The organism is Halobellus inordinatus (assembly GCF_024464655.1).
GTDB classification, from domain to species: domain Archaea; phylum Halobacteriota; class Halobacteria; order Halobacteriales; family Haloferacaceae; genus Haloquadratum; species Haloquadratum inordinatus.
Genome location: NZ_JANHAV010000004.1, coordinates 69,822 through 95,689, shown reverse-complemented (window position 1 = coordinate 95,689; position 25,868 = coordinate 69,822). Strand labels below are relative to the sequence as shown.

Genomic DNA, 25,868 nt, shown 5'->3' with positions numbered 1-25,868 from the left:
ATTTGCGGTCGCGGCGACGTCTCGATAGCGTCGACTGCAACCGACTCGAAGGTGACTGACCCTCCCGCGCGAACTGATCGTCGGTTGATCTGATCTCGTTGGTGTACCTGCGAACATCGCGTTGACGGGCAGTTTGTCATAGCCGACGTCGCGTGCCTTCTCGACGGCTCCGATTGCCTCGTCCTCATTGGGCGATAGTCCCCCGAGGCAATCCGGGTGGCGGGCTACCGGACGTGGCAAGAGGAACTCGACCGGCACGTCCACTGTAGGTACGCGGGTCCTCTTCCTCAAGGAACGAGCAAAGCGAGTGAGTAGGGAGGGGAGGAGCGCGCTTCTGAAGCAACTACAAACAGATGCCGCTTTCGTAGGTCGATGACCAGAGAAAGGCGCAAGACAGCACGAGATCGCGTGATCACTGCTGTCCTGCGCCGGCATCATTCTGTGTACGGACGCCCGTCACATATCGATTCCTGGCTTTGTTGAAACTCTCAGAACCAATACCTGTGCAATCGTATTGACACGTATGCGCCGAAACTTGAGACGGTCGATTAAAATCGGTGCGGGCTTGCTCCTCTGCGCGGCGGGCGGTGCGTTCTGGCGCTGGAAACGGGGCCGACTCGCGGAGCTATCGGCCGGGAGTGAACTCGTCGAAACAGATCGGGGTGTCGTCGAGGTCGCCCGGCGGGGTTCGGGGTACCCCGTTCTGGTACTTCACGGAGCACCGGGCGGCTACGACCAGGGACTCCTCTTGGACGGGGTATTTGGAGACAATGCTGAAGTCATCGCACCCTCCCGGCCAGGCTTTCTCCGGACGCCGCTTGACGACCACCGGTCCTTTGAGGACCAGGCCGCCCTCCTCGTGGCGCTCCTTGACGCCATCGACGTGGAACGCCCGATCGTCGTCGGGATCTCCTGTGGGGGCCCGGTCGCCCTCCAACTCGCCGCTGATTATCCCGAGCGGGTCGCGGGGCTGGTCTTGGGATCGGCAATCACAACGGAGATCGACGACCGAATGTACGACACGGGAAACCCGATCCTTGACCCGTTGCTCACCTCGACGCCGGTACTTGACATTCGCTCCGGTCTGCTCGCCTTCCTCCACCGGTTTATGCCCGATCGATTCATCGAGAATATGCACGCCGAGTTCTCGACGCTGGAGGGCAAAGACCTCGAAACCTACGTCGAATACATCCTGACATACCCTGCACAACACAGGAGAGACCTCGATTTCGTCCCGACCATCTTCCCCGCCAGTGCCCGCATCGACGGGACGCTTAACGACGAACGCTGGTGTCGCGAGCTCCCCGTTGTCGACTACAAGACAATTGAATGTCCGGTCTTGGTTTTTCACGGGGAGTTCGACGCGGCCGTCCCGATTTCTCACGCCGAGTTTGTGGTCGAAGCGCTGCCAGACGTCGAGTTCGTCCGCGTCGATGCCGATCACCTCGCGGGTGTCGGTCCGGATGCCGACCGCGTCCAAAGAGCGCTACAATCGTTCGTTGAGTCGACAATCGAGCAGGTGGATTCGACGACTACCCGACAGTAGGCCCAACTGCGTTTCCGGCGTGTGGTGGCCGTTTTCAGCCAATCGAATTATCGATCTCGACTGCTGCGCACGACCTCTGTACCCACGCTGGCCACGACGCAGCCGTGGATCTCCTCGATCGAATCGAAGAAAACGCCCGCTTCCACATCGACTCACTCACCACCGACGCCCTCGCGACAGGGAAGGCCCTCTTTCGCCAACACGAACCGCTCTCCTTCGTCGATGCCTGCATTGTCGCGTATCTGCAAACCGAGGGGCTCGGCCACCTGTATGCGTTTGACGACGATTTTGACGCTGTCGAGGATGTCTCTCGACTCGATACAGTAACGACTCTCTACCATCCGAACTGACGCTGGCAGACGGCACGGCTGGTGACGATGTTCGGTCTCAGGACGGTCGCACCTCGTAATCAGCCGCCAGCTCCTGGAACTCGTCCCAGTCCGGGAGCCGGTCGACGTCAACGTGACTGAGCAGGAGGAGACAGTACGACTGGTGGCGGCTGCCGTCGTCGATCAGCGGCGTGTGACAGCAGAGCTCCGCCGGCGAGACAGTCGAGGTCCTCGGAGTAGACGTAGTAGCGGTGGCCGGTAAGCAGGAACTGGAGGTCGAAGACCGCGAACCGAGCGAGGCCGGTTTCGTGGAACGCCTCCGCGTCGATCTCCGTCTCGGTCTGGGCGAGGAATTCGTCGTAGTCCTCCCAGAGAATCGTACCCTTCGGGGCAACGGCTTCGAAGCGTTGGCGATGCAGATGGTATGTGAGTTCCCGGGCGAACTCGTGGAGGCGGTCGAAATCGGCGTTGAACTCGTAGTGGCCGTCGTCCGTCCCGACGAGTTCACAGGCGGTACAAGGCGGATGCCCCGACCCTTGAGGTCGGGGAGGAAGCCGACAACCGATGACACAAACCACGCGACGACGGCAGGCCGACTCCCCCAACGTATAAGTAACACCTGCCGTATATGTGAAAGCACAGTGGAATACCGTCGTACCGCCGTCATCAAACTCGACACTCCCAAAGGAGCCGACGCCTCTCTTCGAGAGACTGTCGAGCAGTTCAAACACTGCGCCAACACCGCAAGCGAGTGGTGCTGGCACGGGCGTCGCCAGATTCCAGAGGAATCTGGCTGCCAACCAGAAACATCTCGCGTTTCTGGTGACGACGACGGATACCACGTCACCTCGAAAGCGAAAGCCGAACGCGCTCTCTACGACCGACTCCGCGACGAAACCGACCTCACCGCCAACCTCGTCCAGAAAGGGATTCGCAGGGCTGTTGAAGCCGTCAAAAGCGGGGTCTCGCGTCTTAAACGTGGCGAGAACACGTCGCAACCGTACTTTTCTGCCGATAGCGCAGTCTACGACAAGCGGAGTGCGACGTTCCACCGTGACCACGTTTCCCTCTCGACTGTAGACGGGCGCGTTGAGTGCGATTACATCCTCCCCGACGACTCGGAGACACCGCCGACGAAGTACGTCTCTGACGAGGACTTCGAGTTTCGGATGGCGCACTTGCAGTACCGTGACGGTGACTGGTATCTCCACGCCTCAATGCGGAAAGTCGAACCCGACGAGGAAGCGTCTGAATCCGAGTCCAAGCACAGAACAGTCCTTGGTGTGGATTTAGGCGTCAACAACCTCGCCGTCGCTTCGACGGGACGATTCTGGTCGGCAGACGAGTTCAACCACTGGCGACGAGAGTACGAAAAGCGTCGCGGGTCGCTTCAACAGTGTGGCTCTCGCTACGCCCACGAGAACATCGAGAGTGTTGGGCAGAAAGAGTACGGGCGGTTCGAGATATTCCTACACTCGGTGGCAAACGAACTCATCGAGGAGGCCGTCGAACACGACTGTTCTCATATCGTGTTCGAGGACTTGACCCATATTCGGGAGAACATCCCCGAGGCGACGTGGCAACACGTCTGGGCCTTTCGACGCCTCTCCAAGTACGTCGAATACAAAGCCAAAGAACACGGTGTTGAAGTCGTACAGGTTGACCCGCGCAACACGTCGAAGCGTTGCTCGACGTGTGGGTTTACCCACGACGATAACCGTAACGGGGAGTCGTTCGAGTGTCAGAAGTGTGGGTATGAGAACCACGCGGACTACAACGCGTCCAAGAATATCGGCTTGCAGTATCTCCGTCGTCGGCAAAACGCAAACGACGGAGGCGCACCCGTAGATGTGCGCTTGAATCGCGGGATGTTGAACGTGAGTGGGGAGTACGTACCCCCTGCCTCTACCGAGGCATAGAATGGGAGTCCACGCGAAAGCCTCGGGGCTTGACTCCGAGGCGATTTACGGTCACGAAATCGCTTGAGGACGCGGTTAACCGTGTTGCGGTAGTTGTCGCTCGGGTTGGCGATCTCAGAGACGGTTCGCGGCCGGTCGAGGTAGTACAGCACCTTGAGTGTCTTGCCGGTCAGCAGCTCGGAGAAATCGATGTGGACTGCTGGCGGACGAGGTCCTGATAGAGTTCGACGGAGTTCCTCTCGACAATAGGAGCTCCAGATCTAAGATGTACACTTCGATAGAGGGGTGTATGCGGACAATATTCTCTCGAACACATCGATAGAGGGGTGTACTCGAAACGGAAGCATCTGCTGATACTGTTACAACACGAGATTGAGAAGCCCTACCATCACCAAGTCGCCCCTCAAAATACTGCATTTCAGACGGTCTAAGCACGGCATACATATCGATAGAGGGGTGTCAGGAACATAGCTCGGACAAGACACATTCGCTGAGTGAAATAAACCGACTATCAATTGGGATTTGCTACCAGACAGGCTGTACACATCGATAGAGGGGTGTCCGGTGTGGGATGTCTTCCGTACAATTGCTCTGTTCGGCTACGTCTGGTTTCTAATCTGTGCGTTGACGACAGAGTTGACCTCGTCTTCAGAGACCATCTCAAGTCGAGAGTCCTCGCGAAGCGTTTCCAGAATCGTGTCTGGTTGCTCAGCGAACTGAAACTCCAGAAACATCCCGGAACTAGGGCCGTGGCTTCGCCGCTCGAAGTCCACGAGAGAATACGTGGTCAGTTCTTTCATTTTGTTCACATAGGTTTCTTGGTGATACTGATCGGCATCGATTGCCTCCGTGAGAAACTGATAAACTCGATACCCAGTCGTACTCCGAGCTGAACTATTATCAGATTGTGCGGCGACAGCTGCTGTCGCATAGAGGCATAACTTCTTTTGAGTGCTGATGCCGCGAACGACTTCGAGAACGCGGTTCTTTTCCACTTTTGCCTGTGCGGATCGTACGTGCTCTTCACGAACGCGTGCGTCACCCTCTCGTTCGGCGAGTTCGCCAGCAACGCGGATCAAATCGATTGCTTTCCGTGCATCACCGTGTGTCTGAGCGGCAAAGGCTGCTGCGAGCGGAATTACGTCAGCATCTACGACGTCTTCGTAGAATGCGTCCTCTCGCCGACGAAGAATCGACTGCAGCTGATTCGCATCGTAGTCGTCGAAATGGACGTCCTCTGGCGTAAACGAACTGACGGCGCGGCTGCCAACGGCATCCATCATTTTCGTGTCGTTCGAGATAGCAACGACGGAGACGTGGGCACTCAATTCGTTGTTCGCGCCCGCGCGGGAGAGTTGATACAGGAGTCGCGAAAACGCCGGTTCTTGTTTGTCTCGGCGTCCCACGAGCATATCTAGTTCGTCGAGTACGAACACCACCGAATCGAAATTCTCGTTGACGATTCGGTAGAGTTCATCCCACTTTTCTTTGGTTGCGACGCCGTGTTTCGGGACCTGGATATCGACCTGGGCCTCGTCTGCAGCCTGCTGGACGAGTTCATACACTGCAACTCCGAGGGTATCGAGATCCTGGCAGTTGACTTCGATGGTCCCGAACCGGATGTCGCGCGAGTCACAGATGCGGCTGATGTTGTTACAGACGGCCTTCGTAATGAGTGATTTGCCCGTTCCCGAGGGACCGTACAGGAAGAGATTCGGCGGTCGGTTATCACCGAGGGCGACACGAAGCATTTTGGTTACTTCCTGCAGTTGGTCGTCCCGACCGACGATACGGTCCTCTTCAACGACGTAGTTCGGATCCAGAAGCGATCGGTCACGAATGAGCCCCTCCTGGTCGTCGAATTCCAGCAGCATATCCTCAATCGACTGCGTCGACTCCTCAGAAGACGACGTGGAAGCCGAGGTATCCTCGGGGAGCGTGGAATCCAGTTGATCCGTCGAGAGTTCCGGTTCAGTAAGTTCAGAACCGATATCGGTGTTCGTGGTAGTCTCATCCTCCGGTATTCTCGAATCATCCCGAGAATGCTCGGAGTCGTCAGTTCCCATATGGGAGGCCATACAGCCAAGTTACAAAAAGATTCTCACCCTTATCGAAGTGTGATCATACGCGTCAGATTGTCCATCTGCTCAAATTCTAAAATTCCACCGTGAGCTGCCGATCGAATCCCCAGACGCCCGACGAAGTGTTATGTAATTCGGTCGATCCAGAGACACACCCCTCTATCGATGTGTTCGTCGTTTCGGTAGGGAGGGGGGTTACTCGAGAGAAGCTCTGTGGTCAATCATCAGAATGGCGATCTCTTTCCCTGATTTCGCGCCTGAACCTGATTAGATCCCTGAATCGTATCTCATAGAAAGAGCTAATTTCTATTTGTTCTCTTCTAGTTTTCTAGAACACACTCACACACACCTCTATCGATGTGTTCGATGTGTTGGCTTAGTCTTCTCCTATCGAGTTTTTACCTATCGCTTGCTCGGTAATCGGGAAATTCCACTAAACGGTAAACTGAGCGGGTGAACCGGGGTTTACTTCCATTCGACCACATCGTCATCGGTGTTCTTCCAATCAGACGCCTCACGCTATCCTATGGAACACATCGATAGAGGGGTGTCTGTGCTCTCGATGGGCTGGCCTTCTTGGATAGCAGTGAACTGACTCAAAACACATCGATAGAGGTGTGTGATCTGCTTTCGTGTCCTTCAGAACTCGTGGTTATAACCAATCTCCACCAAGTAACCAACGACCAGAACGATGACCTCGGTGCTGGCTAATTCAGTCATATTTTCGGGGTGTAATTTCGTCTCTCCTATAGTAGGCATTAGAAGTAATTGCTCACTTTGGGGACAGAGAGTTTGTCGAGAGCGGTGTCAATCGCTGTTGTTAGCTCGCTGAGCGAGTCAAAGAAACGGTTGCTAAGAGCCGTTTGCAGCTGTCTCCAGCATTCTTCGACCGGATTCAACTCCGGTGAATACGAGGGTAACGTCACGAAGGCGAGGTCGTCACGGGCCGCCAGGTCCGTGACGGCCGACGCCTGAAAATACGGCGCTCCGTCCAGCACGACGATCAAGTCATCTTCGAATTCTTCGCATAATGCCAAAATGAAATGTTTCGCGTGTTCAGCCGTGACGTACTCGGTAAATCGAGAGAAGAAGCGATCACCGTCGAGTGATCAGCGGAACTGTTGAACCCGCTGATGGACGCTGCCCACGACACAGAGAAATCGGGTGACCCCGTTGAGATCGTCGTGGCTCTCGTCGTCTCTCCCGACTAGTTCAGAACTTATGCAGACCACTCTGTCTCGTCCGCCTTCTGGGCATCATTAATAGCCGTATCAAGTTGCTCTCCCGACAGTTTCCTCACCACTTCTATCCGACGACCTGTCGTCATTACGTTCCCTTACGCGCTCTGAAAGCACAAACATAGCGCTGACCACTTATGCCGTGCGAGCGCTCGGCTGGTATCGACAGTTCCGTGAAATCGTCCTGATGTTCGCCATCTCCAACATAGAACCGCTCTGTGAGCCACTCTAACCGTGACTCAGCATCTATTCAACACGGCAGAATTGGAAGAGATTGAACAGGAGCAGTTTCCTGAGTCGGGAAACTGTCACCGGAAACTCACCGAACCGCTTGGCTGTAGCGAGATGCGTCTTAATACAGTGACCCTTGCGCCCGGTGAGACCACGGCGCCACACACCCACGAACAGCAAGAGGAAGTGTATCTTGCTCTCGACGGTGGGGTTGTGGAAATCGATGGCAACCGTCACGAGGTTTCGCCAGGCGGTGTCGTTCGTATCGGGCCCGATGCCATCCGCAGTGTTCGGAACGACACCGACACGGAGGAGCAGACGTGGATTATGTGTGGTGCCCCCCCACTCGGCACCGTCGATGATTTCGGCCAATACAGGATGCCTGACGATGCTAACTAAGCAGGCAGACTCTCACGAGCGATTCGGATGTGGGATCGTGAGATAAAACCCCCGTGTCCGCAATGTCTTCTTTGTCCGAACCACCCCCCACCTTGTCCGGAATTGTCAACATATAGGTCACATATTCTGTTCTATCTTTTTAGCGGAGAACGGAAACCTCATCCGGGCCCCCGGAGTCGTCCGCAATTATTCGTGGAACCAGGGTGAGGGGGTAGTCCGGCCACTGGATTGATTTCCGGATATCTCGCCGCTCTAGCATCACTACCAGCGATTGCCTAGCAAGCTATATAATAAGTTTTTCTATTAATAGTATTAAGTAGTGCATAGAGCCGTTTAAATCGACGATGATTTCTATAACAATATCTATTTAAATACTCTGTTAGCTACCCCGCTTCGGCTCTAATCCATTTTTGCAGAGAATTGCGGACGTCCCCGGGGGAGGGGGTGGGATAGCCGACCGCTTGTGGTAGACGTCGGGTCTGTCGTCGCGAGCTCCAATTTTGAGCGCGGTGACAATCCCTGCCGTGGGAAATTCAAGCTATGCGGTATACTCTATGACACACTCAGGAACGGTTATCAAACTCCCAGTTGACTTTCTGATATGGCTCGTGCGACAATCGATGACTATCGAATCGAGGACATCCATATTCTGATTGAATTCGATTCGGGTGGCCCAGTCGGGGCGACGACGATAGTCTCGGTAGGGAAAGACGACGATTGGTTTGTTAACCGGTGGTTCTACTTCGACGAGGACAACGAGAACTACGTCCGGAACTTCGCACGCAAAGTCGCCACCGACGAGAACTATCGTGAGCGCTGTCTGAATCGGACAGCGGACTGGGCACGCGTCGCAGACCACTACGAACAGACTGCTCGACAGATTCTCGAGTATTTCCAAGATGCAGGAGTGATGGGATATTCAGTTGGCGACAAAGAGGAAGAAGACGAGTATCGACGGGCGAAAAACGAAATGGAAACGATTTGTGAGTCACTGTTCGCCGCTCTCAAATCGGAGATCCGCGGCGGAAACAGCACGACGGAGATTGAACGGATTGCCGACGACCACAAAGATCGCGCTTGGGGGTGGTTGCGTGAGAACGGGTATCTTGGCGAGACAGAGGTAAGCGACCTCGCCTAAGGTGAAACAATCATCTCGTCGAGATGCGCGTCCCGGTGCTCCGTCCGGGGATGCTGTGCGCATTCGAGGATGAGTTCGGCTACCTCGTCAACTGATGCGTGCTCGGGATTCTTGGTTCGTTCACGAACGTCGTAGAGAGCGTCGTTATGGAAGTTTCAAGCTAAAACCTCGCCCTTCAGGCGGGGAGGATGTCAATCACCTATCGATCACCGACAGGGCTATCCAGCTAATGAGATATCTAAGTACAGCATAATGATGGCGCCTGCCATAAGCCCGAGCGTGGCCACGCGTTCGTAACCACTTCTGTGTGTTTCGGGGATGATTTCGTCGGAAATTACAAACAACATTGCACCTGCGGCGAATCCCATAGCGTATGGCAGCAGCGGCTCGATTGTCGCCACGGCGACAGCCCCCAGCACTGCTAATGGGATCTCGACGGCTCCGGACCGGATGCCGGCGATTACAGCATACAACCGACGGTTGAGGCCGGCGTTTACCGCCGCCACAGACACAGCCAACCCCTCGGGGATGTTTTGGAGACCGATCGCAAGCATCAACGACAGTGCGCTCCCGAGCTGTGCTGGATCTCTCCCGGCTGCGCCGAACCCGACTCCAACAGCTAACCCTTCGGGCATATTGTGTAGCGTGATGGCTAAAATGAACAGGATTACTCCTTCCAACCGCTCGTCGGTGACCGGAAGCATCTCACTCGGTCCCGCTGCGTCCGCTCGACGGTTGCCAGTCAGAAGGTAGTGCGCGTGGGGAACCAGTGCGTCCGCCCGGTCGAGAAACAATGCGCCAATCCCCACGCCGATGAGTGTCGGGACCGGATTTCCCCCGGAATACTCCTCGATACCGGGGATTATGAGGCTGGTAAAGGCCGCTGCGAGCATTACGCCTGCTGCGAATCCAAGCATACCGTTGAGGGCCCGCTCGGATGGATTTCGCCAGACGAGCACGAGAGATGCACCGAAGAGATTCATTAGAGCGATGATAACGCCCCCAGCGAGTGCCTGTATCACTGGGGACATCCCGATAACTCGGACAAACATCTCCGTGATCTCAAATGCCATCGGCTATCTCTGCGTGATGTAGATTTTTATAAGTATACACTAGATGCGACCGGAATCTGCGTTATCGCTGGTCTCACACGGTGCGCGTCAAGCGGTTTGAACAGATCCGCTATTTGGATCGCTGTTGATCGCTTAGTTCGCAACCAGATTCTTATGGCTGATTCAGCTGTAGGTCCGTGAAATTAACAACGCGACAAGTCTTCTATGAGACTCTAATTTCACCTATTTATTCTCACATCAAATACTGTAGTTCTTTGTTACCTGCAAGTGGAGTCATACTGTCGGACAGAAGTTCGTGAATCATGTTGGCACCCACGGGGTGCTGATAATTTTCACATCGTTCTGTCCGACAGTATCAACATCGACCCGAACAGCCTACTATGAGCAATTCGTAGTTCCCGGTAATGCGGAACTCACGGCGACCGATTGCGCCAGTTGAACAAGAGGTCCTTGACAATCTTGAGGCGTATGTCGATGCCGCAGATACCGAATCTCTCGCATATGAGACAGCGATCACGCACCTCCTAGAGCAGGGCTTCGAGCGTGCCGACGCGAGTGACATTATCGAGCAGCTGCTCCTGAAGGGCTACCTATACGAGGTTGGTGAGGAACTCCGGATTCCGCCACGCTGGTAATGGTCTGGGTCTGGCTGGCGTGTGGGAGCAGCCGTACTCGCGTTGAGCGGACCGATGATGCGGCGTCGAAACTCGTGGGACCGTCTATTCAGTGCTCAAATTCTTCAAGGCCAACAATTCGCGAAGCCGTGCATAGTCTTTGAAAACCTCAAGGGATGCACGACAGTATCGACTACGGGACGCGGATGAATCGGCGCGAGAGTGTTCGCTATGGCATCTGTGAACCGCCTCGGGGTCAAGCCCCGAGGCTTCCCGTGGTTTAGTCGGACACTCCCATCCGACCATCGGCCTGATAGCCTCGAACGGTCGGGTGGGTCACGGTCGGGGCGTCCACGGCCCCCGATGCCCGCCGTCGCACCTTCCGAACAACGGGAAGACTGTTGAGAGCAGGCACATTCCAGTCCTGATGCTTCTTGATGCCTTTCACGGCGATGTTGACGCTTGCACCTCGGTCGCTGTGGTCTTGATGGGAACACGACCGGCATTTGAACCGCTTCTTGTTCCGGTTCGCTCGCTCGGCGTGCCCGCACATCGGACACCGTTGACTCGTCTTGTACGGGTCAATCCATCCAGTCGGAATGCTCTCGAACGACGCCTTGTACGACGTGTAGTATTGGAGGGCGCGGAACGGGAGGTGGTGCAAGCGTCGATTCATCCGCGTACCGTAGTCGATGCTGTCGCGCATCTCTTTGAGGTCTTCAAAGACGATGCACGGCTTCTCGAACTGACGGCTCCACTCCACGATGTGACGACTCACCTTGTGAAGTCTGTCACGGACGAACCGTTCCTCACGTCCTTCCAACGTGTCGTGGATGCTCTCTTTCCCCGCGTTCTGCACACGCTTCCGCATCGTGAAATAGCGGTGGCGCTCGAATTTGATTTCGGGAAAGTCGATAACCAACGTGTCCTCGACGCCACCCTCAGAGAGTGCGGAGAGAGCCACGTTGTCCTCGTTCACGTCCACACCGACGACCGTCCGCGAGTCCTGCTTGTCTCGAACAGTCTGCTCGGTATTGCGGATGTTGACGTGGAGTTCCGGCTCACCGTCACACCACAGCGTCTCGGACGTTGTGGTCTTCCACTCGTCGCTCTTGAGCGCGGTCTTGAGGAGGTCAAGGTGGGCGTCACTTCCTTTGAGGACGCCCTTGACGTGGTTGTAGGGTTTCGCGCTGATGCGGAACGCTACGTCACCGTCGTCGGTGGGCGACAGGTTGTACCCCTCCTCGTAGTTCGCACGAAGCGGGTACGTTCCGTTTTTGGTGTGACTCGGTTGGTTGAAGTCGTTGTACTCGTAGTAGTTCTCCATCGCACCGAGTGCTTTGGCAACGACGCGCTGTGTCGTGTTCTTCACGAGGTCAGCGTCGTCGGCCACGCGGTCGGGAATGGCGTCCCAGTCCACGCCTTGCTTGGCAAGGCGGATGGTTTCGTTGTATACCGAGCGTGCTTCGAGGGTGGCGTCGTACAGCAGGCTCTCGTTGTCACTCTGGATGTCGAGTTGGAAATCCACCGTCTTGACGAGAGCCTGTTCGGTGGTCATTCTTGGTCGTTGGGTTGGACGTGATGGTAGTGGAGGAGGAGCGTGCGGAGTACGCTGTCGAAACTCGTGTGCCCCTCCTCGTCCTTGAGTTCGTCAAGGTTGTCGTACACGGCATCGGATACCTTGAGTTGCTTCGTCACGTCAACCCCCTTATTCTTCCACGCTTAAAAGTATACTGCTGGTCGTCTATGAGTCTCCTCAAAGAATACTTCTAATTAGTCGTTGTATTGGTATGTATGGGTGAGAAGCGGTCGAACCACACGGTATACAACGTCAACTACCACTTCGTGTGGTGTCCGAAGTACCGCCACGCGATTCTCGAACCAATCGAAGACTCGTTGGACGCGAGTTTCCGGGACGTGTGCGACGAGTACGGCTACGAGATACTGTCGTTACACATCTCACCAGACCACGTGCATCTGTTCCTCTCTGCTCACCCGAAGCACGCACCGAGCGAGATTGTTCGGACGGTCAAGAGCGTCACGGCCCGGAAGATGTGGGAACAGCACGAGTCGTTCTTGGAGGAGTATCTGTGGGGCGGTGGGTTCTGGGAAGGGTCGTACTACATCGGAACTGCGGGAACCGTCTCAACTGAGACGATTGAAAGGTACATCGAACGAACAGAACACGTCTAAGTGTCGGCTTCACCCTCGGGGTCAAGCCCCGAGGCACTTGCCTTGCTTTCTCTGTAGACGGCCTCAAACGCAGGGTTGACGAACAGTACTTCCGTCCACCCCTGGTCGAACATCCAGAGAACGTCGTCGGTCGCCGAGGCGAGTTCGTGGAACCGTTCCGTGACTTCCCACCGCTCGCGCTCGGCCGCGACGCGATCGGAGATATCCCGCGAGCTCACGACGTAGCCGTCGATAGCCTGATCGGTGACGTTCGACATCCGACTCGCCAGCCAGACGTACGCACCGTCGTCCGTACGGTGACGGTAGCGGACGGCGGTTTCGGTGAAGGAGTCGGCCGTGATGGTCTGTTCGAACGCGGTCCGGACGTGCGTGATGTCCTCCGAATGCACGTACTCGAACGCGTTCGTCCCGACGAGTTCAGTCGGATCGAATCCGAGAATGTGCTTCGCCGCCGCGTTCACGTACGTGTAGTCCCCCTCGGCGTCAGGAGGACGACCTTGTCCCGAGTGTAATCGAGGAGAACGCCCGGCGGCGAAGTGAGCGTCATACCGGACCCTAATCAAATACACCTTATATTACTATTGGCCGTTTGATAAGTGATGATGGGGGCGTCAAACGACATCGGATCTGAGCAGTGCACACACCGGCGCGGACCGGGCAGACCCGTTCTATCGGTGGACTGTCACGCTGTGGTTCGCGCCCACGCGCTAGTTTCTGGTCGAGTATCGAATCCAAGCCCCCGAGATCGGTGTTTTGAGCCGTTCTCCGTCGTCTTTCGCCAAGTTCGGAATCTGAGCCACCGTTGTCTTTATAATCGTGACAGAGTCACCCTCGGACGAGAACTATGAGCACAGAGTTTCCATCGAACGCAGAGACCGTCGTGATCGGGGCTGGGGCGGTCGGCTGCAGTGTCGCCTATCATTTGAGCGAGTTGGGTGCCGAAGACGTCGTCGTCGTCGATCAGGGACCGCTGCCCGTCACCGGCGGCTCGTCGGTGCACGCGCCGGGGATTATGTTCCAGACGTCGCCCTCGAAGATCCAGACGAAAGCGGCGTACTACACGAGCCGGCTCCTCTCTGACGCCGGCGTCTACAACGAAGTCGGCGGCATCGAACTCGCCCGCAGCGAAGAGCGGATGGACTTCCTGCAGCGCCGCGTCGAGTGGGCGACCTCCTACGGTCTCCCCGAGCCGGAACTGCTCACGCCCGAGGAGGTCACAGAACACTTCCCGCTCGTAAACGAAGACGAGATTCTCGGCGGCTACTACTCTCCGACTGACGGCCGCGTCGACGGGATATCTGCGCTACAGTGGTATATGGAGCACTCCGACGCGGACTTCTACGGCAACACCGAAGTGACGGATCTCGACGTCGCGGGCGGCGAGATCAGTGCGGTCGAGACCGATCGCGGCACGATCGAATGCGAGCGCTGCGTGATGGCGACGAACAACTGGGGCTATCAGACGGCCCAGATGGCCGGCCTCGACATCCCGATCGCGCCGGTCGAACACCAGTACGTCGTCACCGAGGAGATGGAAGAACTCGGCGGCGTCGACTCGGGCGTCGGCAAGAACACCGAGGGGCTCGACGTGCCCGGGAACCGCGACATTCAGGAGTATATGAGCGAGGCCCCGCACCGACCCGTGGGTCGCGACCAGGACAACTCGCTGTACTTCCGGACGCACGGGAAGTCGATCGGGATGGGGTCGTACAACCACGAGGCGCTCTCGGTCGACCCCGACGCGATGGGGAAGAACACGGAGGACCAGCAGTCCTCGGTCCGCGGCTTCACGATGGATCACTGGGAGAAGCCGACGCATCCCGACCGCGAGAAGTCTCCGAAGCAGGCCTTCGACGAACTGCTGCCGGCGACGGCAGATAAGGAGTACGAGATGACCGAGAACGGCATATTCGTGTTCACGCCCGACGGAATGCCCGCGGTCGGGCCGACGGCGAGCGTCGACGGCCTCTGGAGCGCGCTCGCGATCTGGTGGACGCACTCCGGCGGCTACGGGCGGATCGTCGCCGAGTGGATGGAGAACGGCGTTCCCCGCCTCCCCTCCGGGCCAGTCGACACCGGCGGCGTCCACGTCCGGCGCTTCGAGCCGCACGCCGGCGAGAAAGACTACTTCGTCGACAAGGGCGCAAAGCGCTACGAGCAGGTCTACAGCATCGTCGAGCCGCGCTGGCAGCCCGAGGAGCACCGCCCGCTGCGGACGAGTCCGTTCTACCACCAGCAGAAGGAACTGGGCGCGGAGTTCTACCAGTCCGGCGGCTGGGAGTCCGCGCAGTGGTACGAGCACAACGCCGACCTCCTCGAGGAGTACGAAGAGCAACTCCCCGACCAGGACGGCTGGCAGGGCATCAACCGCTCGAAGATCGAAGGGGCCGAGCACCTCCACACCCGCGACGCGGTGTCGATGTTCGATATGACTTCCTTCAGCAGCATCGTCGTCGAGGGGGCGGACGCGGGCGACTTCCTCCAGCGGATGTGTAGCAACGACGTCGACGTCGACGTCGGCGACGTGCGGTACTCGCTGCTGTTGAACGAGGGCGGCGGCATCCTCGCGGACGTGACGGTCGTCGGCCTCGGCGACGATCGGTATATGGTCACCACCGGCGGCGGCAACTCTCCGGGCATCCACGGCGGCTGGCTGAAGGAACGCGCCCCAGAGACAGTCTCGGTGAACATCGAGGAGGGTGCGAAAAGCACGATCGGGCTGTGGGGGCCGCAGTCTCGACTGCTGCTCCAGCGCGTCACCGACGCCGACGTCTCCAACAGCGGCTTCCCGTACTTCAGCGCGAAGCAGATCTACGTCGGCGAGGTGCCCGTGATCGCGCTGCGCATCTCCTACGTGGGCGAACTCGGCTGGGAGCTGTGGGCGCCCACCGAGTACGGCCAGCGCCTCTGGCAGACCCTCTGGGAGGCCGGCCAGGACCTCGACGTGCGGCCGATGGGCGGCGGCGCGCTCGAATCGATGCGCTTGGAGAAGGGCTATCGACTCTGGGGAACCGACATAGACACCGACGCGAACCCCTACGAGGCCGGCCTCTCGTTCGCCGTCGACCTCGACACCGACTTCGTCGGGAAGGAAGCGCTCGAAGCCGCGAGGGCCGAGGGCATCGACAACGAGATCACGCCGATCACGCTCGACGACTCGACGGACATCCTGCTGAGCGGTCGGCCGGTCCTCGTCGACGGCGAAGCCGTCGGCTACGTGCAGGCGGCCGACTTCGGCTACACCATCGGCGAGTCGATCGCGTACACGTACCTCCCGACGGAGTACACCGACGCCGGCACCGCCGTCCAAGTGGAGTGCGAAGGCGAGGTGTACGACGCGACCGTCCGGGACGAACCGCTGTTCGACGCCGGCCGCGACAAGATCATCAGATAAGAAGCGAAAAACGAGCGGACACACCTCCCGAAGCGGCCAGGATGGCCGCGCGGGAGCGAACCACCGATCCAAAACAGACGATGACTGAGACAGAGACGAACTCCGAGTCCGAACCCGACGAACTGCCCGTGCAATATGTGGACATTGAACGTGCACGCGAGCGCCTCGACGACGACACCGTCGTCAAACAGACGCCAGTCGAGGTGAGCACGTCGCTCGGCAACCTCGTCGACGCGGAGGTGCACCTGAAGATGGAGCACCTCCAGTGGACGGGATCGTTCAAGACCCGCGGCGCGTACAACAAGATCAGCCAGGACGTCGCAAACGGCGTCACAGAGTTCATCGCCGCCAGCGCCGGCAACCACGCCCAGGGCGTCGCGCTCGCGGCGACGAAGTGCGGCGCGGATTCGACGATCTATATGCCGGTCGACGCGCCGCAGGCGAAGGTCGACGCGACGCGGAGCTACGGCGCGACCGTCGAGTTAGTGGGCAAAGACTTCCAAGAGACGATGGCGCACGCCCAAGCCGCCGTCGAGGACAGCGACGCGGAGTTCGTCCACGCCTACGACGACACCGACATCATCGCCGGACAGGGCACGCTCGGAACTGAGATGTACCACGACTGCCCGGACGTCGACACGGTCATCGTTCCGATCGGCGGCGGCGGACTGATCAGCGGCGTCTCGACTGCGATGAAGCATCTCTCGCCGGAGACGCGGGTCGTCGGCGTGCAGGCGACCGGCGCAGAGACAGTCCACGAGAGCCTCGACAAGGGCATCCCGGTCACGCTAGAGGAGGTCGACACCATCGCCGACGGCATCGCGACCGGCGGCATCTCCGAGACGACGCTGCGGATCATCCAGGAGAACGTCGACGAGGTCGTGACCGTCACCGACACCGAGATCGCCCAGGCGATCTTGTTCCTGATGGAGCGGGCGAAGCAGGTCGTCGAGGGCGCGGGCGCGGCCTCCGTCGCCGCGCTGCTGAGCGACGACCTCGACGTCACCGACGAGACGGTGATGCCGCTGCTCTGCGGTGGCAATCTCGATATGACGCAACTCCAGACCGTTCTCGTCCACGCGCTGACCCAGCGGAAGCAGCGCATCCGTCTCCGGGTCAGGATCGACGACCGCCCCGGAAAGATGGAGGATCTCTCCGGGATCATCGCCGACCAGGGCGCGAACATCCACGACGTGCGTCACGACCGTTCCGTCGAGGATCTTGAAGTCGGCGAGGCGTACCTCGTGTTCACCGTGGAAACGAGCGGTGCGGAGCACGCCGCATCGATCGTCGACGCGATCGAAGCCGAGGAGTACAGCGTCGATGACGTGACCCGCGCGACCGCATAAGGGACCGAGGCGGGTCTCTTACGGTTATCGTACCTGTTCATCGACTCTTGCCGAACGGGATGGCGAGAAATGATGTGGACGTCGGGTATTCGCTATCAGTCGTCACCGAGCGCCGCGCCGCTCGTTGCGCCTGCGGAGGCACCCACCGTCCCCTCGTTCGCGGCGACCCAGCGCAGGAGCAGGAACGCGAAGACGTACTTCGCGAGGATGTCGAGCGCCGAGTAGCCCCAGGAGGTCAGGCCGACCGACTGGACGAGCGCGAACCCTTCGACGCCGACGGCCCAGATGATCGGGTAGCCGAGCCACAGCACGACTGTCAGCACCCGGAGCGTGCCGAAAATATCGTCTGTCCCCGCCGCTGCGGCGTCGGCGGGCCACTCGACTAACAGCGCGTAGAGGACCACTACGAAGAACGCGCAACTGACGAGGTAGAACAGCCACCGGAACAGGTACGAGGAGGTGACGAGCGCCGCGGCCAACCCCGTCACGCACATCGCAATGTCGGCGGCGATGACCGTGAACAGGCTCCCCCTGTCGACGTCGGCGAGCAGTCCGAGCGCGAGGAGGATCATCGGCGTCGAGAGCGCCCACGTGAGGTAGCGGCCTCACTGACTCATTACCTCCTCGCCGGCCAGCGCGTGCCCGGCTGGCATCTCGATGAAGCCGGCGGTGAGCCCAGAGAGGAGCCCGAGGTAACTCGACAGCGACACGAGCGGGATCATCAGGGTCGCCCCCCAGATGAGCCGCGCCCGACCGTCCGAGACGTTCCGTCCTATATACACGAACAACAGGATGGAGAGTCCGGCCAGCGCGACGTTCAACCACAGCGACGAACTCAACAGGACGTCACGTTGGATCTATGAGAACGCGTCCGCCTGTGTCGCTTGAAGCACTCCGATCCGTAGGCTGTCGATGGCTGTCGGTGACATACGAAGTCCATCAGGAGGGGAGAGCGTAAATAAATAATTGGCATACAAACAGTTTATGGCCAAATTATTGTTGGGTTGTCCGTATATGCTGTATCTAACCGTCGAGTCGGCCAAAGAAATTATATCTCAGGAGCCGGAGCCCGAGCGAACGGGAAGAGAGCGCGGCGTCAGTCGGCGTGCCCGCGGCTCTCCAGTTCCTCGCTCATCGCCGGGGCGACCTCGTGGAGGTCGGCGACGACGGCCCAGTCGGCCTTCTGGACGATGGCCGCCTCCGGGTCGGTGTTGATCGCGAGGATGTTCTCGGCGCCCTTACAGCCGACCATATGCTGGACGGCGCCACTGATGCCGGCCGCGATGTAGATCTCGGGCGCGATCTTGTTCCCCGTCTGGCCGATCTGGTCGTCGTGGGGACGCCAGCCCTCGTTGACGGCCGCGCGGGAAGATCCGAGCGCGGCGTTGGGAATCTTCTCGACCAGGTCTTCCAGTTCGGAGAAGTCACCGTCGGTTCCGCGACCGCCGCCGACGACCACGCGGGCCTCCGCGAGCGGGACTCCCTCGATGTCCGATTCTTCGACGCGCGTGAGTTGGACGCGGAGGTCGCCGTCGTCGAGTTCCGGCGTGAACGCGCTCACGTCCGCCGCGTCGCCGCCGCTCTCGCTGGCGGAGATCTCGTTGGGTGCGACCGTGAGCAGGTTCGTATCGGCGGAGAGTCGGGCGTGCTCGATGAGCGTGCCCCCCCAGCGCTGCCGGGTGAGCTCGTAGTCGTCGCCGACCTCGACGTCCGTGACTTCGGCAGCCATCGTCACGTCGAGTTTCGAGGCGGCGTGCGAGAGCGTCTCCGCGCCGCGATCCGTCCCAGGCGCGATGATCGCTTCGGTGCCCGTCTCCTCGGCGCACTGGACGACTGCACGGCCGTATGCCTCCGGCGCATAGTCGTCGAGATCCGCGTGGTCGACGGTGTTGAGCACCGCGACGCCGTACGCGCCGACCGTCTCGGCGATGCCGTCGGCTTCGGGACCGAACGCGATGGCTTCGAGCGATTCGCCGGCCTGTTCTGCGACGTCGCGGGCGAGCGTCAGCGTCTCCAGAGAGGTGTCGTCGACTTCGCCGTTGTCGTGTTCGACGAGTGCGAGTACCATCGTCAGAGCACCTCCAGGTCTTCGAGCACGTCGACGGCGTCGTCGGCCGCGTCGGGGCTCTCGCCGAGGACCTCGGCGGGACTGTCGTCGGACTCGGGCACTTCGAGTTCGAGGAGTTCGAGGCCCTCGTCGTACGCTGCGGGTTCATCGTGTTCGACGGACGCCTTCCGGGCCTGCATCTTCGCGCGCATCGACGGGTAGCGCGGTTCGTTCAGGCCTTCCTTGACCGTGACGACGGCGGGGAGGTCGACCTCGTAGACCTCGGAGCCGCCGGGGATCTCGCGTCGCGCAGTCACCGTGCCGTCCGTGACGTCGAGGTCTTTGATACCGGTGACGCAGGGCAGACCCAGTTGCTCGGCGACGCGGACGCCGACCTGGTGGTTCGCCGTGTCGGCGGACTCGTTACCGAACAGCAGGAGGTCGAAGTCGGCGTCGCTAGCCGCATCGGCGATCGCCTTCGCCGTCCCGGCGGGACCGCGATCCTCGTCGCTTTCCAGCAGGATGCCGTCGTCGGCGCCCATCGCGATAGCCGAGCGGAGTTGCTCGGTCGCGTCTTCCTCACCGAGCGTGAGCACGGTCACGTTGCCGCCGTGCTCTTCGACCAACTGGACGCCCTCCTCGACCGCACACTCCTCGTGCGGGCTGAAGGTGAAGCCCAGCGAACTGGTGTCGATGTCCAGTTTGTCCTCCGTCAGTACGATCTTCGCGCCCGTTTCCGGAACGCGCTTGATTGCGGTGAGTACTTCCATAATCAGTATTCGTTGCGGAATAGCCGATCGTTGTTCGGGTCGAAGACGCCGCCGTTGCCGGCGACCTCGACTTCGACCGGGTACTGCTGGCCGAAGTACTCGACCTGCAGTTCCTCGCCCTCAGTGGCGTACTCCTGCGGCAGGTAGGCCATCAGAAGGTGCTTGCCGACCGAGGGGCCAGTACCGGCCGAGGTGACGTACGAGCGGCGGCCCTCGTCGTCGATGAGGACGTTTCCGTCTTGGTCGAGGACCGGCTCACCGCCCGTCATAAACCGCCGCTCGCCGCCGTCGGGAGCGTGATCCGTGACCGAGAGGGTACACAGCGTCGCGCTGTTCTCCTCTTCGATGCCCTCGGCGTAGGCCTCTTTGCCGATGAAGTCGGCGTCCTTGACGCCGTGGAGCGTCAGACCCGCTTCCGCCGGCGTGTAGTCGATTTCGAGTTCGGCGCCCATCAGGCGGTAGCTCTTCTCCATCCGACCGGTCTCACCGTAGACACCCGTCCCGACGGGGCGGATGTCGTACTCCTGGCCGGCCTCGTAGATGGTGTCCCAGAGCCGCTGGCCCTGGTCCATCGGGGCGTAGATCTCCCACCCGAACTCGCCGACGTAGGAGATGCGGAACGCCTTGGCGTCGACCGCGCCGATGGTGACGTCTTTCATCTCGGCGAAGTCGAAGCTGTCTGCGGTCATCTCTTCTTCGGCGATCGAGTTCATCAGTTCCTCGGCGTCCGGACCCCACACGCCCAGCGTACAGAGTTCCGAGGAGCGGCCGATGAGTTCGCTGTCGCCTTCGAGGTGGTCACTGAACCACGTCTTGTCCTGGCCGGCGTGAGCGCCGCCGGTGATGACGCGGTAGTGGTTCTCGCCGAGGCGAGCGACCGTCAGGTCAGAGACGAAGCCGCCGTTCGGCGCGAGGACTGCGGTGTACACAGAGCTGTCGACGTCGAGATCCATCGGCGCGACGCAGATCCGCTCCATATTCTCCTCGGCGTCGCTGCCGATGATGTCGAAGATGCCGAAGCCGGTGTCACCGATCATACCCACGTTGTCGCGCAGATGGAGGTGCTCGCCGAGGATGATCTCGGACCACCAGCGACTGTCCCACTCGTTCGGTCTTCGGAGGCCTTCGATCTCGTCTTCGTACTTCTCGACGAGGTCGGCGTTCGATTCGAACCACCGCGGCCGTTCCCAGCCGCCGGCCTCGAAGAACTCGGCGTCGAGTTCCTGCTGGCGGTGGTAGAACGCACTCGTCCGGAGCGGCCGGACCGACTGCCACTGCTCGCGCGGGTGGACGATGCCGTAGATCTTCTGGTAGCCCTCGTAGCCGCGACTCTTGACGAACTCCTCGGTCTCGCCGTACTCGTCGAAGCGGGCGACGTGGTCGTGGGCGACGATGTCGATGTCGGGGTGGCCTTTGGTCATCCACTTCGAAACCTCGCGGGCGATTGCCGGCGCTTCCTTGATCCAGATCGCGGCACAGGACCAGAGGCCGTCGACCTCGGGGATCGGGCCGAGAAGCGGGTGGCCGTCGGGCGTGACCGACAGCAGACCGTCGATAGAGTGACGGATCCCGGCGTCGGGGTCGTCGAGGACGTCAGGGATGATTTCCAGCGCGTGCTGCATCGAGTCCTCGAAGGCGTCCTCGGTGAGCGGCGGCTGCGTCGGCGACAGCGGCGATTCCTCGATCGAGGGGACGTCGTCGACGTCCCAGAGGATGGGTCGGTGCTCGTAAGAACCGACCTCCATATCGTTGCCGTGCTGGCGCTCGTACATCTGGGTGTCCATATCCCGGATGACGGGGTAGTTGATCTCACCCTCGCCGTCCTCGAAGCGATCGATCGGCCCGACGGAGACCATCTGGTGGACGGCCGGTGACAGCGGGATGTCGACGCCGGCCATATCGGCAATCTTCGGGCTCCAGAGGCCCGCGGCGATGATGACCTCGTCGGCCTGCACGGTGCCTTTGTCAGTCTCGACGGCCTGGATCTCGCCGTTTTCGACGTGGAGGTCGGTGACTTCGGTGTTCGCGGCGGTGCTGAGTGCGTCTTTGTCCTTCGCTTGCTGGCGATAGAGTTCGCCGGCGCGGAGCGGGTCACACGTGCCTGCGCCCTTGCTGTAGAAGCCGCCTTTGATGATGTCCGTGTTGACGTAGGGGACGAGTTCTTCGACCTCCTCGGGAGTGAGAAGTTCGGCTTCCTCGCCGAAAGATTTCGCGGAGACGACGCGGCGCTTGAGTTCCGCCATTCGCTCTTCGGTCCGGGCGACCTCGATCCCGCCGGAGTTCGTGAAGGTGTCGAACTCTCGGTAGATATCTCGGCTGTCGGAGGTCAACTGCGTCATATCCTTGCTGTGTTCGACCGGGAAGATGAAGTTCGAGGCGTGGCCGGTCGATCCGCCAGGATCCGAGAGCGGTCCTTTGTCGATCAAGAGGATGTCGTCGCGGCCGCGTTCCGCGAGTTCTCCTGCAAGAGAGCTGCCGACGATGCCAGCTCCGATAATTACTGTACCTGCGTTCGATGGGAAGTCGTTCGTGCTCATCGTATTCGATTTCTGGGTCGGTTACTTCGGCCACTGTGGTAACGTGTCTCGCGCGTACGCCCTCCAGTGGTACACTGCCCCATACACCTACACGTTTCCATATCCAACGATAATTAACTACATCTTGATTATTGAACCTCCTTTTATATTGCTCGCAGAAGGAGCGCAGATAGAACGAGCGTTGGGACGGTTTCAGCGCGGCGACCGGTCGCCGTTCGTCGCGCTCACACGAGCAGGAAAAGCAGGTAAGGAAGGACGAACAGCAACACGAACAAGCCGAACAGGCCGAGGCCATAGCTGACGACGGTCGCGACACCGGCGGTCCACGCCGGGTGATCGAAGCGAGCAGGCACGTTCATCGTATGCACCGATGGGAGAACGGGAGTATAATACTTGGTGCCCACATCGTCGGATGCAGTGTCGCGCGATCGTCCGAACGATCCTGATTGCGCGGAGTCGTCACCGGTTTCTCTCATACCACTTCTCAACCACAACAGATCAACTGTCTAATACGATTTACCACGATCTGCGCCGTTGATGGACCGAGATGGGCCGAAAAACTGCCGCGCACCAAGTTTTATGAGCGGATTCGAGAATCAACAACCGTGATGGTTGCCGAAGGAACTGTAACCAGGCCCACGCTCTGGGGTATCAGTCACCTCGGCGAGATAGTGTTCTACCTGCTCGCCGCGGTGACGATCATAGTGTTCGCGTACGGTGTCTACCAGAACTTCGTGCGCTACACGTCCGGGCAAGAGGACTGGTTCGACAGACTCGACGCGCTGCCGAGTCGCATAGTTACCGCCGCGCGGATCGTCCTCTCGAACCGGAAGCTCTTCGACCGGGACACGAGGGGCGGCCTGATGCACGCGTTCATTATGTGGGGCTTTCTCACGCTGCTCATCGGGACCACGATCCTCGCCATCGATATGGACATCTACCGGAACGTCACGGGGATGCTCGGCACCGAGCAGTCCTTCTTCGTCGGCGACTTCTATCTCGCGTACTCGCTGGTGATGGACGCGATGGGGCTGCTGTTCGTCGTCGGCGTCGGCGTCGCGCTGTACCGGCGCTACGCCGTTCGGAAGGCGCGTCTCTGGGGGAAACACACCAGTCTGGAAGACGACTTCTTCATCTGGGCGCTGTTCCTGCTCGGCGTCGGTGGCTACGTCGCAGAGGGCGTGCGGATCCTCGGGACGGGCTTTCCCGCCTTCGAGACCGTGAGCTTCGTCGGATGGTTCGTCGCGGACGTGCTGGTGATCGCGGGCGTTAGCGAGTCGATGGCGCAGGCCATCTACCCGGCGATCTGGTGGTCGCACGCCCTGCTCGCGCTCGCGTTCGTCGCCGCCATTCCGTACGGCAAGCCGTTCCATATGCTCTCGTCGTACGCAAACATCGTCGCGCGCGACGAGAAGGCCGGCAAGCGTCTGCCCGGTGTCCCGGCCGATCTCGACGCCGACACCGGAGCCGAGGAGATCAACGACTTCTCCTGGAAGGAACTGCTCGACCAAGACGCCTGTACGAAGTGTGGCCGCTGTTCGTCCGTCTGTCCGGCCAAGGCGTCCGGGCGCCCGCTCGATCCGCGGGACGTCATCCTGGACCTCAAGAGCTATCGGGAGGAGCTCGACGCCGGGGAGACAGAGCCCGTCGACATCATCGCCGACGGCGGCGAGAGCGTCGTCGCCTCCGAGACGATGGAGTCGTGTATGTCCTGTATGGCTTGTATGGACGCCTGCCCGGTCGACATCGAGCACCTCAAGTCGTTCACGCGGATGAACCGACAGCTCACCGACCAGGGCGACGTCGACTCGAACGTCCAGGACACCTTCGACAACATCATGGGGATGGGCAACACCTTCGGCGATCCGCCGGACGAGCGCGCCGCGTGGGCCGACGACCTGGAGTTCGACCTCACGGACGCCCGCGAAGAGGACGTCGAGTACCTCTGGTACGTCGGCGACTACCCGAGCTACGACGAACGGAACAAGAAAGTCGCTCGCTCGCTCGCGAAGATCCTCGAACACGCCGACGTCGAGTACGGGATCCTCTTCGAGGACGAGAAGTACGACGGCAACGACATCCGCCGACTCGGCGAGGAGTTCCTCTACGTCGATCTTGCGGGCCACCACGTCGAGACGTTCGACGAAGTCGACCCCGAGAAGATCATCTGTACGGACCCGCACTCCTACAACACGTTCAAGAACGAGTACCCGGAGGTGGAGTACGAGAACTTCGCCGACGATCCCATAATGAGCTTCGAGTTCGACGGTGAGTGGAACGCGGACGGCGACGTCGACGTGTTGCACTGGACGCAAGCCGTCGAAGAGTTGGTCGAAGCGGGCGAACTCGGTCTCCGTGGCAACGAACTCGATTACACGGTCACCTACCACGATCCGTGCCACCTCGGCCGCTACAACGACGAGTACGAGGCGCCGCGCGAACTGATCCGAGCGACGGGCGCGACCCTCGCGGAGATGCCCCGCAACCGCAGCAACTCCTTCTGTTGTGGGGGCGGTGGCGGCGGCCTCTGGATGGACATCGACGAAGAGTCCAAACCGAGCGAAGAGCGGATGCGCGAAGCCCTCGAAGACACCGACGCCGGCAGCGACGTCGAGAAGTTCGTCGTCGCGTGTCCGATGTGTATGACGATGTACGAGGACGGGCGCAAGACCGGCGGCTACGAGGACGACATCGAGATCGTCGACGTCGCAGAGCTACTGGTCGAAGCCATCGAGAACGGGCCGGGCGTCGAGACGACCGCCGCCTCGGGGGCGGCCGGACAGGCCGACTGATAGGGATTATCGTAAGTCCTGCTAGATTTCTCGCCGGACGGTACGGCGAGAATATCCGAACAGTTACGATAATCCCTATGAGAATCGGTCTGCACCGCACTCCTCGCGACACCTCACGAACAGTTTGTATCACCGAACGAGAGAGAGCGCCTTCACGTCGGTCCGCATAGGTATATTGTTCCGCAGATCGTGGGCGTTTCGAGCCCGTGAGGCCGTCG

At 59.8% G+C, this 25,868-nt stretch carries 18 protein-coding genes and 7 pseudogenes; 11 read left to right on the top strand and 14 right to left on the bottom strand.

All coding sequences use genetic code 11. The annotated features are described in order from the left end of the window. The first annotated feature begins 523 nt into the window (after positions 1–523). Entirely contained in the window at positions 524–1,546 is a 1,023-nt protein-coding gene (locus tag NO347_RS09300; RefSeq protein WP_256289328.1) for an alpha/beta fold hydrolase, read from the top strand. A 74-nt stretch (positions 1,547–1,620) separates the two neighbouring features. Beyond that, positions 1,621–1,896, top strand: a pseudogene (locus NO347_RS09295) (PIN domain-containing protein); the annotation flags it as partial. Positions 1,897–1,933: 37 nt separating this feature from the next. Here the strand turns inward: NO347_RS09295 and NO347_RS09290 are convergent. Beyond that, positions 1,934–2,378: pseudogene (locus NO347_RS09290) on the bottom strand (transcriptional regulator TrmB); the annotation flags it as partial. Positions 2,379–2,516: 138 nt separating this feature from the next. Here NO347_RS09290 and NO347_RS09285 point away from each other — a divergent pair. Then, the gene (locus tag NO347_RS09285; protein ID WP_256289327.1) at positions 2,517–3,794 is read left to right on the top strand and encodes an RNA-guided endonuclease InsQ/TnpB family protein; all 1,278 of its coding nucleotides are present in this window, start codon (positions 2,517–2,519) and stop codon (positions 3,792–3,794) included. Positions 3,795–3,841: 47 nt separating this feature from the next. On the opposite strand, the pseudogene NO347_RS09280 reads toward NO347_RS09285, so the two are convergent. The 3 genes and pseudogenes from NO347_RS09280 to NO347_RS09270 all read right to left on the bottom strand — a co-directional run. Continuing rightward, positions 3,842–4,035: pseudogene (locus NO347_RS09280) on the bottom strand (transcriptional regulator TrmB); the annotation flags it as partial. Between the two features lie 358 nt (positions 4,036–4,393). Then, positions 4,394–5,860 (bottom strand): orc1/cdc6 family replication initiation protein, encoded by a 1,467-nt coding sequence (locus NO347_RS09275; protein WP_425492367.1) that lies wholly within the window; start codon positions 5,858–5,860, stop codon positions 4,394–4,396. Positions 5,861–6,633: 773 nt separating this feature from the next. Beyond that, positions 6,634–6,978, bottom strand: a pseudogene (locus NO347_RS09270) (transposase); the annotation flags it as partial. 274 nt (positions 6,979–7,252) lie between these two features. On the opposite strand from NO347_RS09270, the pseudogene NO347_RS09265 reads away from it, so the two are divergent. The 3 genes and pseudogenes from NO347_RS09265 to NO347_RS09255 form a co-directional block, all read left to right on the top strand. Then, positions 7,253–7,345: pseudogene (locus tag NO347_RS09265) on the top strand (IS5/IS1182 family transposase); the annotation flags it as partial. A gap of 113 nt (positions 7,346–7,458) precedes the next feature. Continuing rightward, on the top strand, positions 7,459–7,743 hold the full coding sequence (locus NO347_RS17365; protein WP_425492370.1) for a cupin domain-containing protein: 285 nt from the start codon (positions 7,459–7,461) through the stop codon (positions 7,741–7,743). A 601-nt stretch (positions 7,744–8,344) separates the two neighbouring features. Continuing rightward, positions 8,345–8,881 carry a hypothetical protein gene (locus tag NO347_RS09255; RefSeq protein ID WP_256289325.1) on the top strand — a complete coding sequence of 179 codons (537 nt, stop codon included), beginning with the start codon at positions 8,345–8,347 and terminating at the stop codon, positions 8,879–8,881. Here NO347_RS09255 and NO347_RS17465 read toward each other — a convergent pair. Next, positions 8,878–9,015: pseudogene (locus NO347_RS17465) on the bottom strand (DUF8158 family protein); the annotation flags it as partial. The gene NO347_RS09255 and the pseudogene NO347_RS17465 sit on opposite strands and share 4 nt — an antisense overlap. An 84-nt stretch (positions 9,016–9,099) precedes the next feature. Next, a complete protein-coding gene (locus NO347_RS09250; RefSeq protein WP_256289324.1) occupies positions 9,100–9,954 on the bottom strand; it encodes a ZIP family metal transporter in 855 nt (284 codons plus the stop codon). Positions 9,955–10,358: 404 nt separating this feature from the next. Between NO347_RS09250 and NO347_RS09245 the strand changes: the two genes are divergently transcribed. After that, positions 10,359–10,589 (top strand): hypothetical protein, encoded by a 231-nt coding sequence (locus NO347_RS09245; RefSeq protein ID WP_256289323.1) that lies wholly within the window; start codon positions 10,359–10,361, stop codon positions 10,587–10,589. Positions 10,590–10,848: 259 nt separating this feature from the next. Here the strand turns inward: NO347_RS09245 and NO347_RS09240 are convergent, their stop codons facing one another. Both NO347_RS09240 and NO347_RS09235 read right to left on the bottom strand, forming a co-directional pair. Beyond that, positions 10,849–12,126 carry a transposase gene (locus NO347_RS09240; protein ID WP_256289322.1) on the bottom strand — a complete coding sequence of 426 codons (1,278 nt, stop codon included), beginning with the start codon at positions 12,124–12,126 and terminating at the stop codon, positions 10,849–10,851. After that, positions 12,123–12,266 (bottom strand): hypothetical protein, encoded by a 144-nt coding sequence (locus NO347_RS09235; RefSeq protein WP_256289321.1) that lies wholly within the window; start codon positions 12,264–12,266, stop codon positions 12,123–12,125. Before NO347_RS09235 ends, NO347_RS09240 begins: the two co-directional genes overlap by 4 nt. Positions 12,267–12,362: 96 nt before the next feature. On the opposite strand from NO347_RS09235, the gene tnpA reads away from it, so the two are divergent. Then, the gene (gene tnpA / locus NO347_RS09230) at positions 12,363–12,761 is read left to right on the top strand and encodes an IS200/IS605 family transposase (RefSeq protein ID WP_256289320.1); all 399 of its coding nucleotides are present in this window, start codon (positions 12,363–12,365) and stop codon (positions 12,759–12,761) included. On the opposite strand, the gene NO347_RS09225 is transcribed toward tnpA, so the two are convergent. Continuing rightward, entirely contained in the window at positions 12,758–13,330 is a 573-nt protein-coding gene (locus NO347_RS09225) for a PAS domain-containing protein (RefSeq protein WP_425492366.1), read from the bottom strand. The two genes, tnpA and NO347_RS09225, sit on opposite strands and share 4 nt — an antisense overlap. 275 nt (positions 13,331–13,605) lie before the next feature. Between NO347_RS09225 and NO347_RS09220 the strand changes: the two genes are divergently transcribed. Both NO347_RS09220 and ilvA read left to right on the top strand, forming a co-directional pair. After that, positions 13,606–16,155 (top strand): GcvT family protein, encoded by a 2,550-nt coding sequence (locus NO347_RS09220; RefSeq protein ID WP_256289318.1) that lies wholly within the window; start codon positions 13,606–13,608, stop codon positions 16,153–16,155. An 80-nt stretch (positions 16,156–16,235) separates the two neighbouring features. Next, positions 16,236–17,504: a threonine ammonia-lyase gene (gene ilvA / locus NO347_RS09215; protein WP_256289317.1), complete on the top strand. Its 1,269-nt coding sequence runs from the start codon at positions 16,236–16,238 to the stop codon at positions 17,502–17,504. A 95-nt stretch (positions 17,505–17,599) separates the two neighbouring features. Here ilvA and NO347_RS09210 read toward each other — a convergent pair. The 5 genes and pseudogenes from NO347_RS09210 to NO347_RS09190 all read right to left on the bottom strand — a co-directional run bounded on the left by NO347_RS09210 (position 17,600) and on the right by NO347_RS09190 (position 23,217). Continuing rightward, positions 17,600–18,361: pseudogene (locus NO347_RS09210) on the bottom strand (bacteriorhodopsin). A 239-nt stretch (positions 18,362–18,600) separates the two neighbouring features. Beyond that, positions 18,601–19,572, bottom strand: a complete 972-nt coding sequence (locus NO347_RS09205) for an electron transfer flavoprotein subunit alpha/FixB family protein (protein ID WP_256289316.1) — start codon at positions 19,570–19,572, stop codon at positions 18,601–18,603. 2 nt (positions 19,573–19,574) lie between these two features. After that, a complete protein-coding gene (locus NO347_RS09200; RefSeq protein ID WP_121571089.1) occupies positions 19,575–20,321 on the bottom strand; it encodes an electron transfer flavoprotein subunit beta/FixA family protein in 747 nt (248 codons plus the stop codon). Positions 20,322–20,323: 2 nt separating this feature from the next. Continuing rightward, complete coding sequence (locus NO347_RS09195) at positions 20,324–22,858, bottom strand: GcvT family protein (protein ID WP_256289315.1); 2,535 nt, start codon at positions 22,856–22,858, stop codon at positions 20,324–20,326. Positions 22,859–23,082: 224 nt separating this feature from the next. Continuing rightward, complete coding sequence (locus NO347_RS09190; protein ID WP_255410172.1) at positions 23,083–23,217, bottom strand: hypothetical protein; 135 nt, start codon at positions 23,215–23,217, stop codon at positions 23,083–23,085. Positions 23,218–23,466: 249 nt separating this feature from the next. Between NO347_RS09190 and NO347_RS09185 the strand changes: the two genes are divergently transcribed. Then, complete coding sequence (locus NO347_RS09185; RefSeq protein WP_256289314.1) at positions 23,467–25,650, top strand: 4Fe-4S dicluster domain-containing protein; 2,184 nt, start codon at positions 23,467–23,469, stop codon at positions 25,648–25,650. Positions 25,651–25,868: the final 218 nt, after the last annotated feature.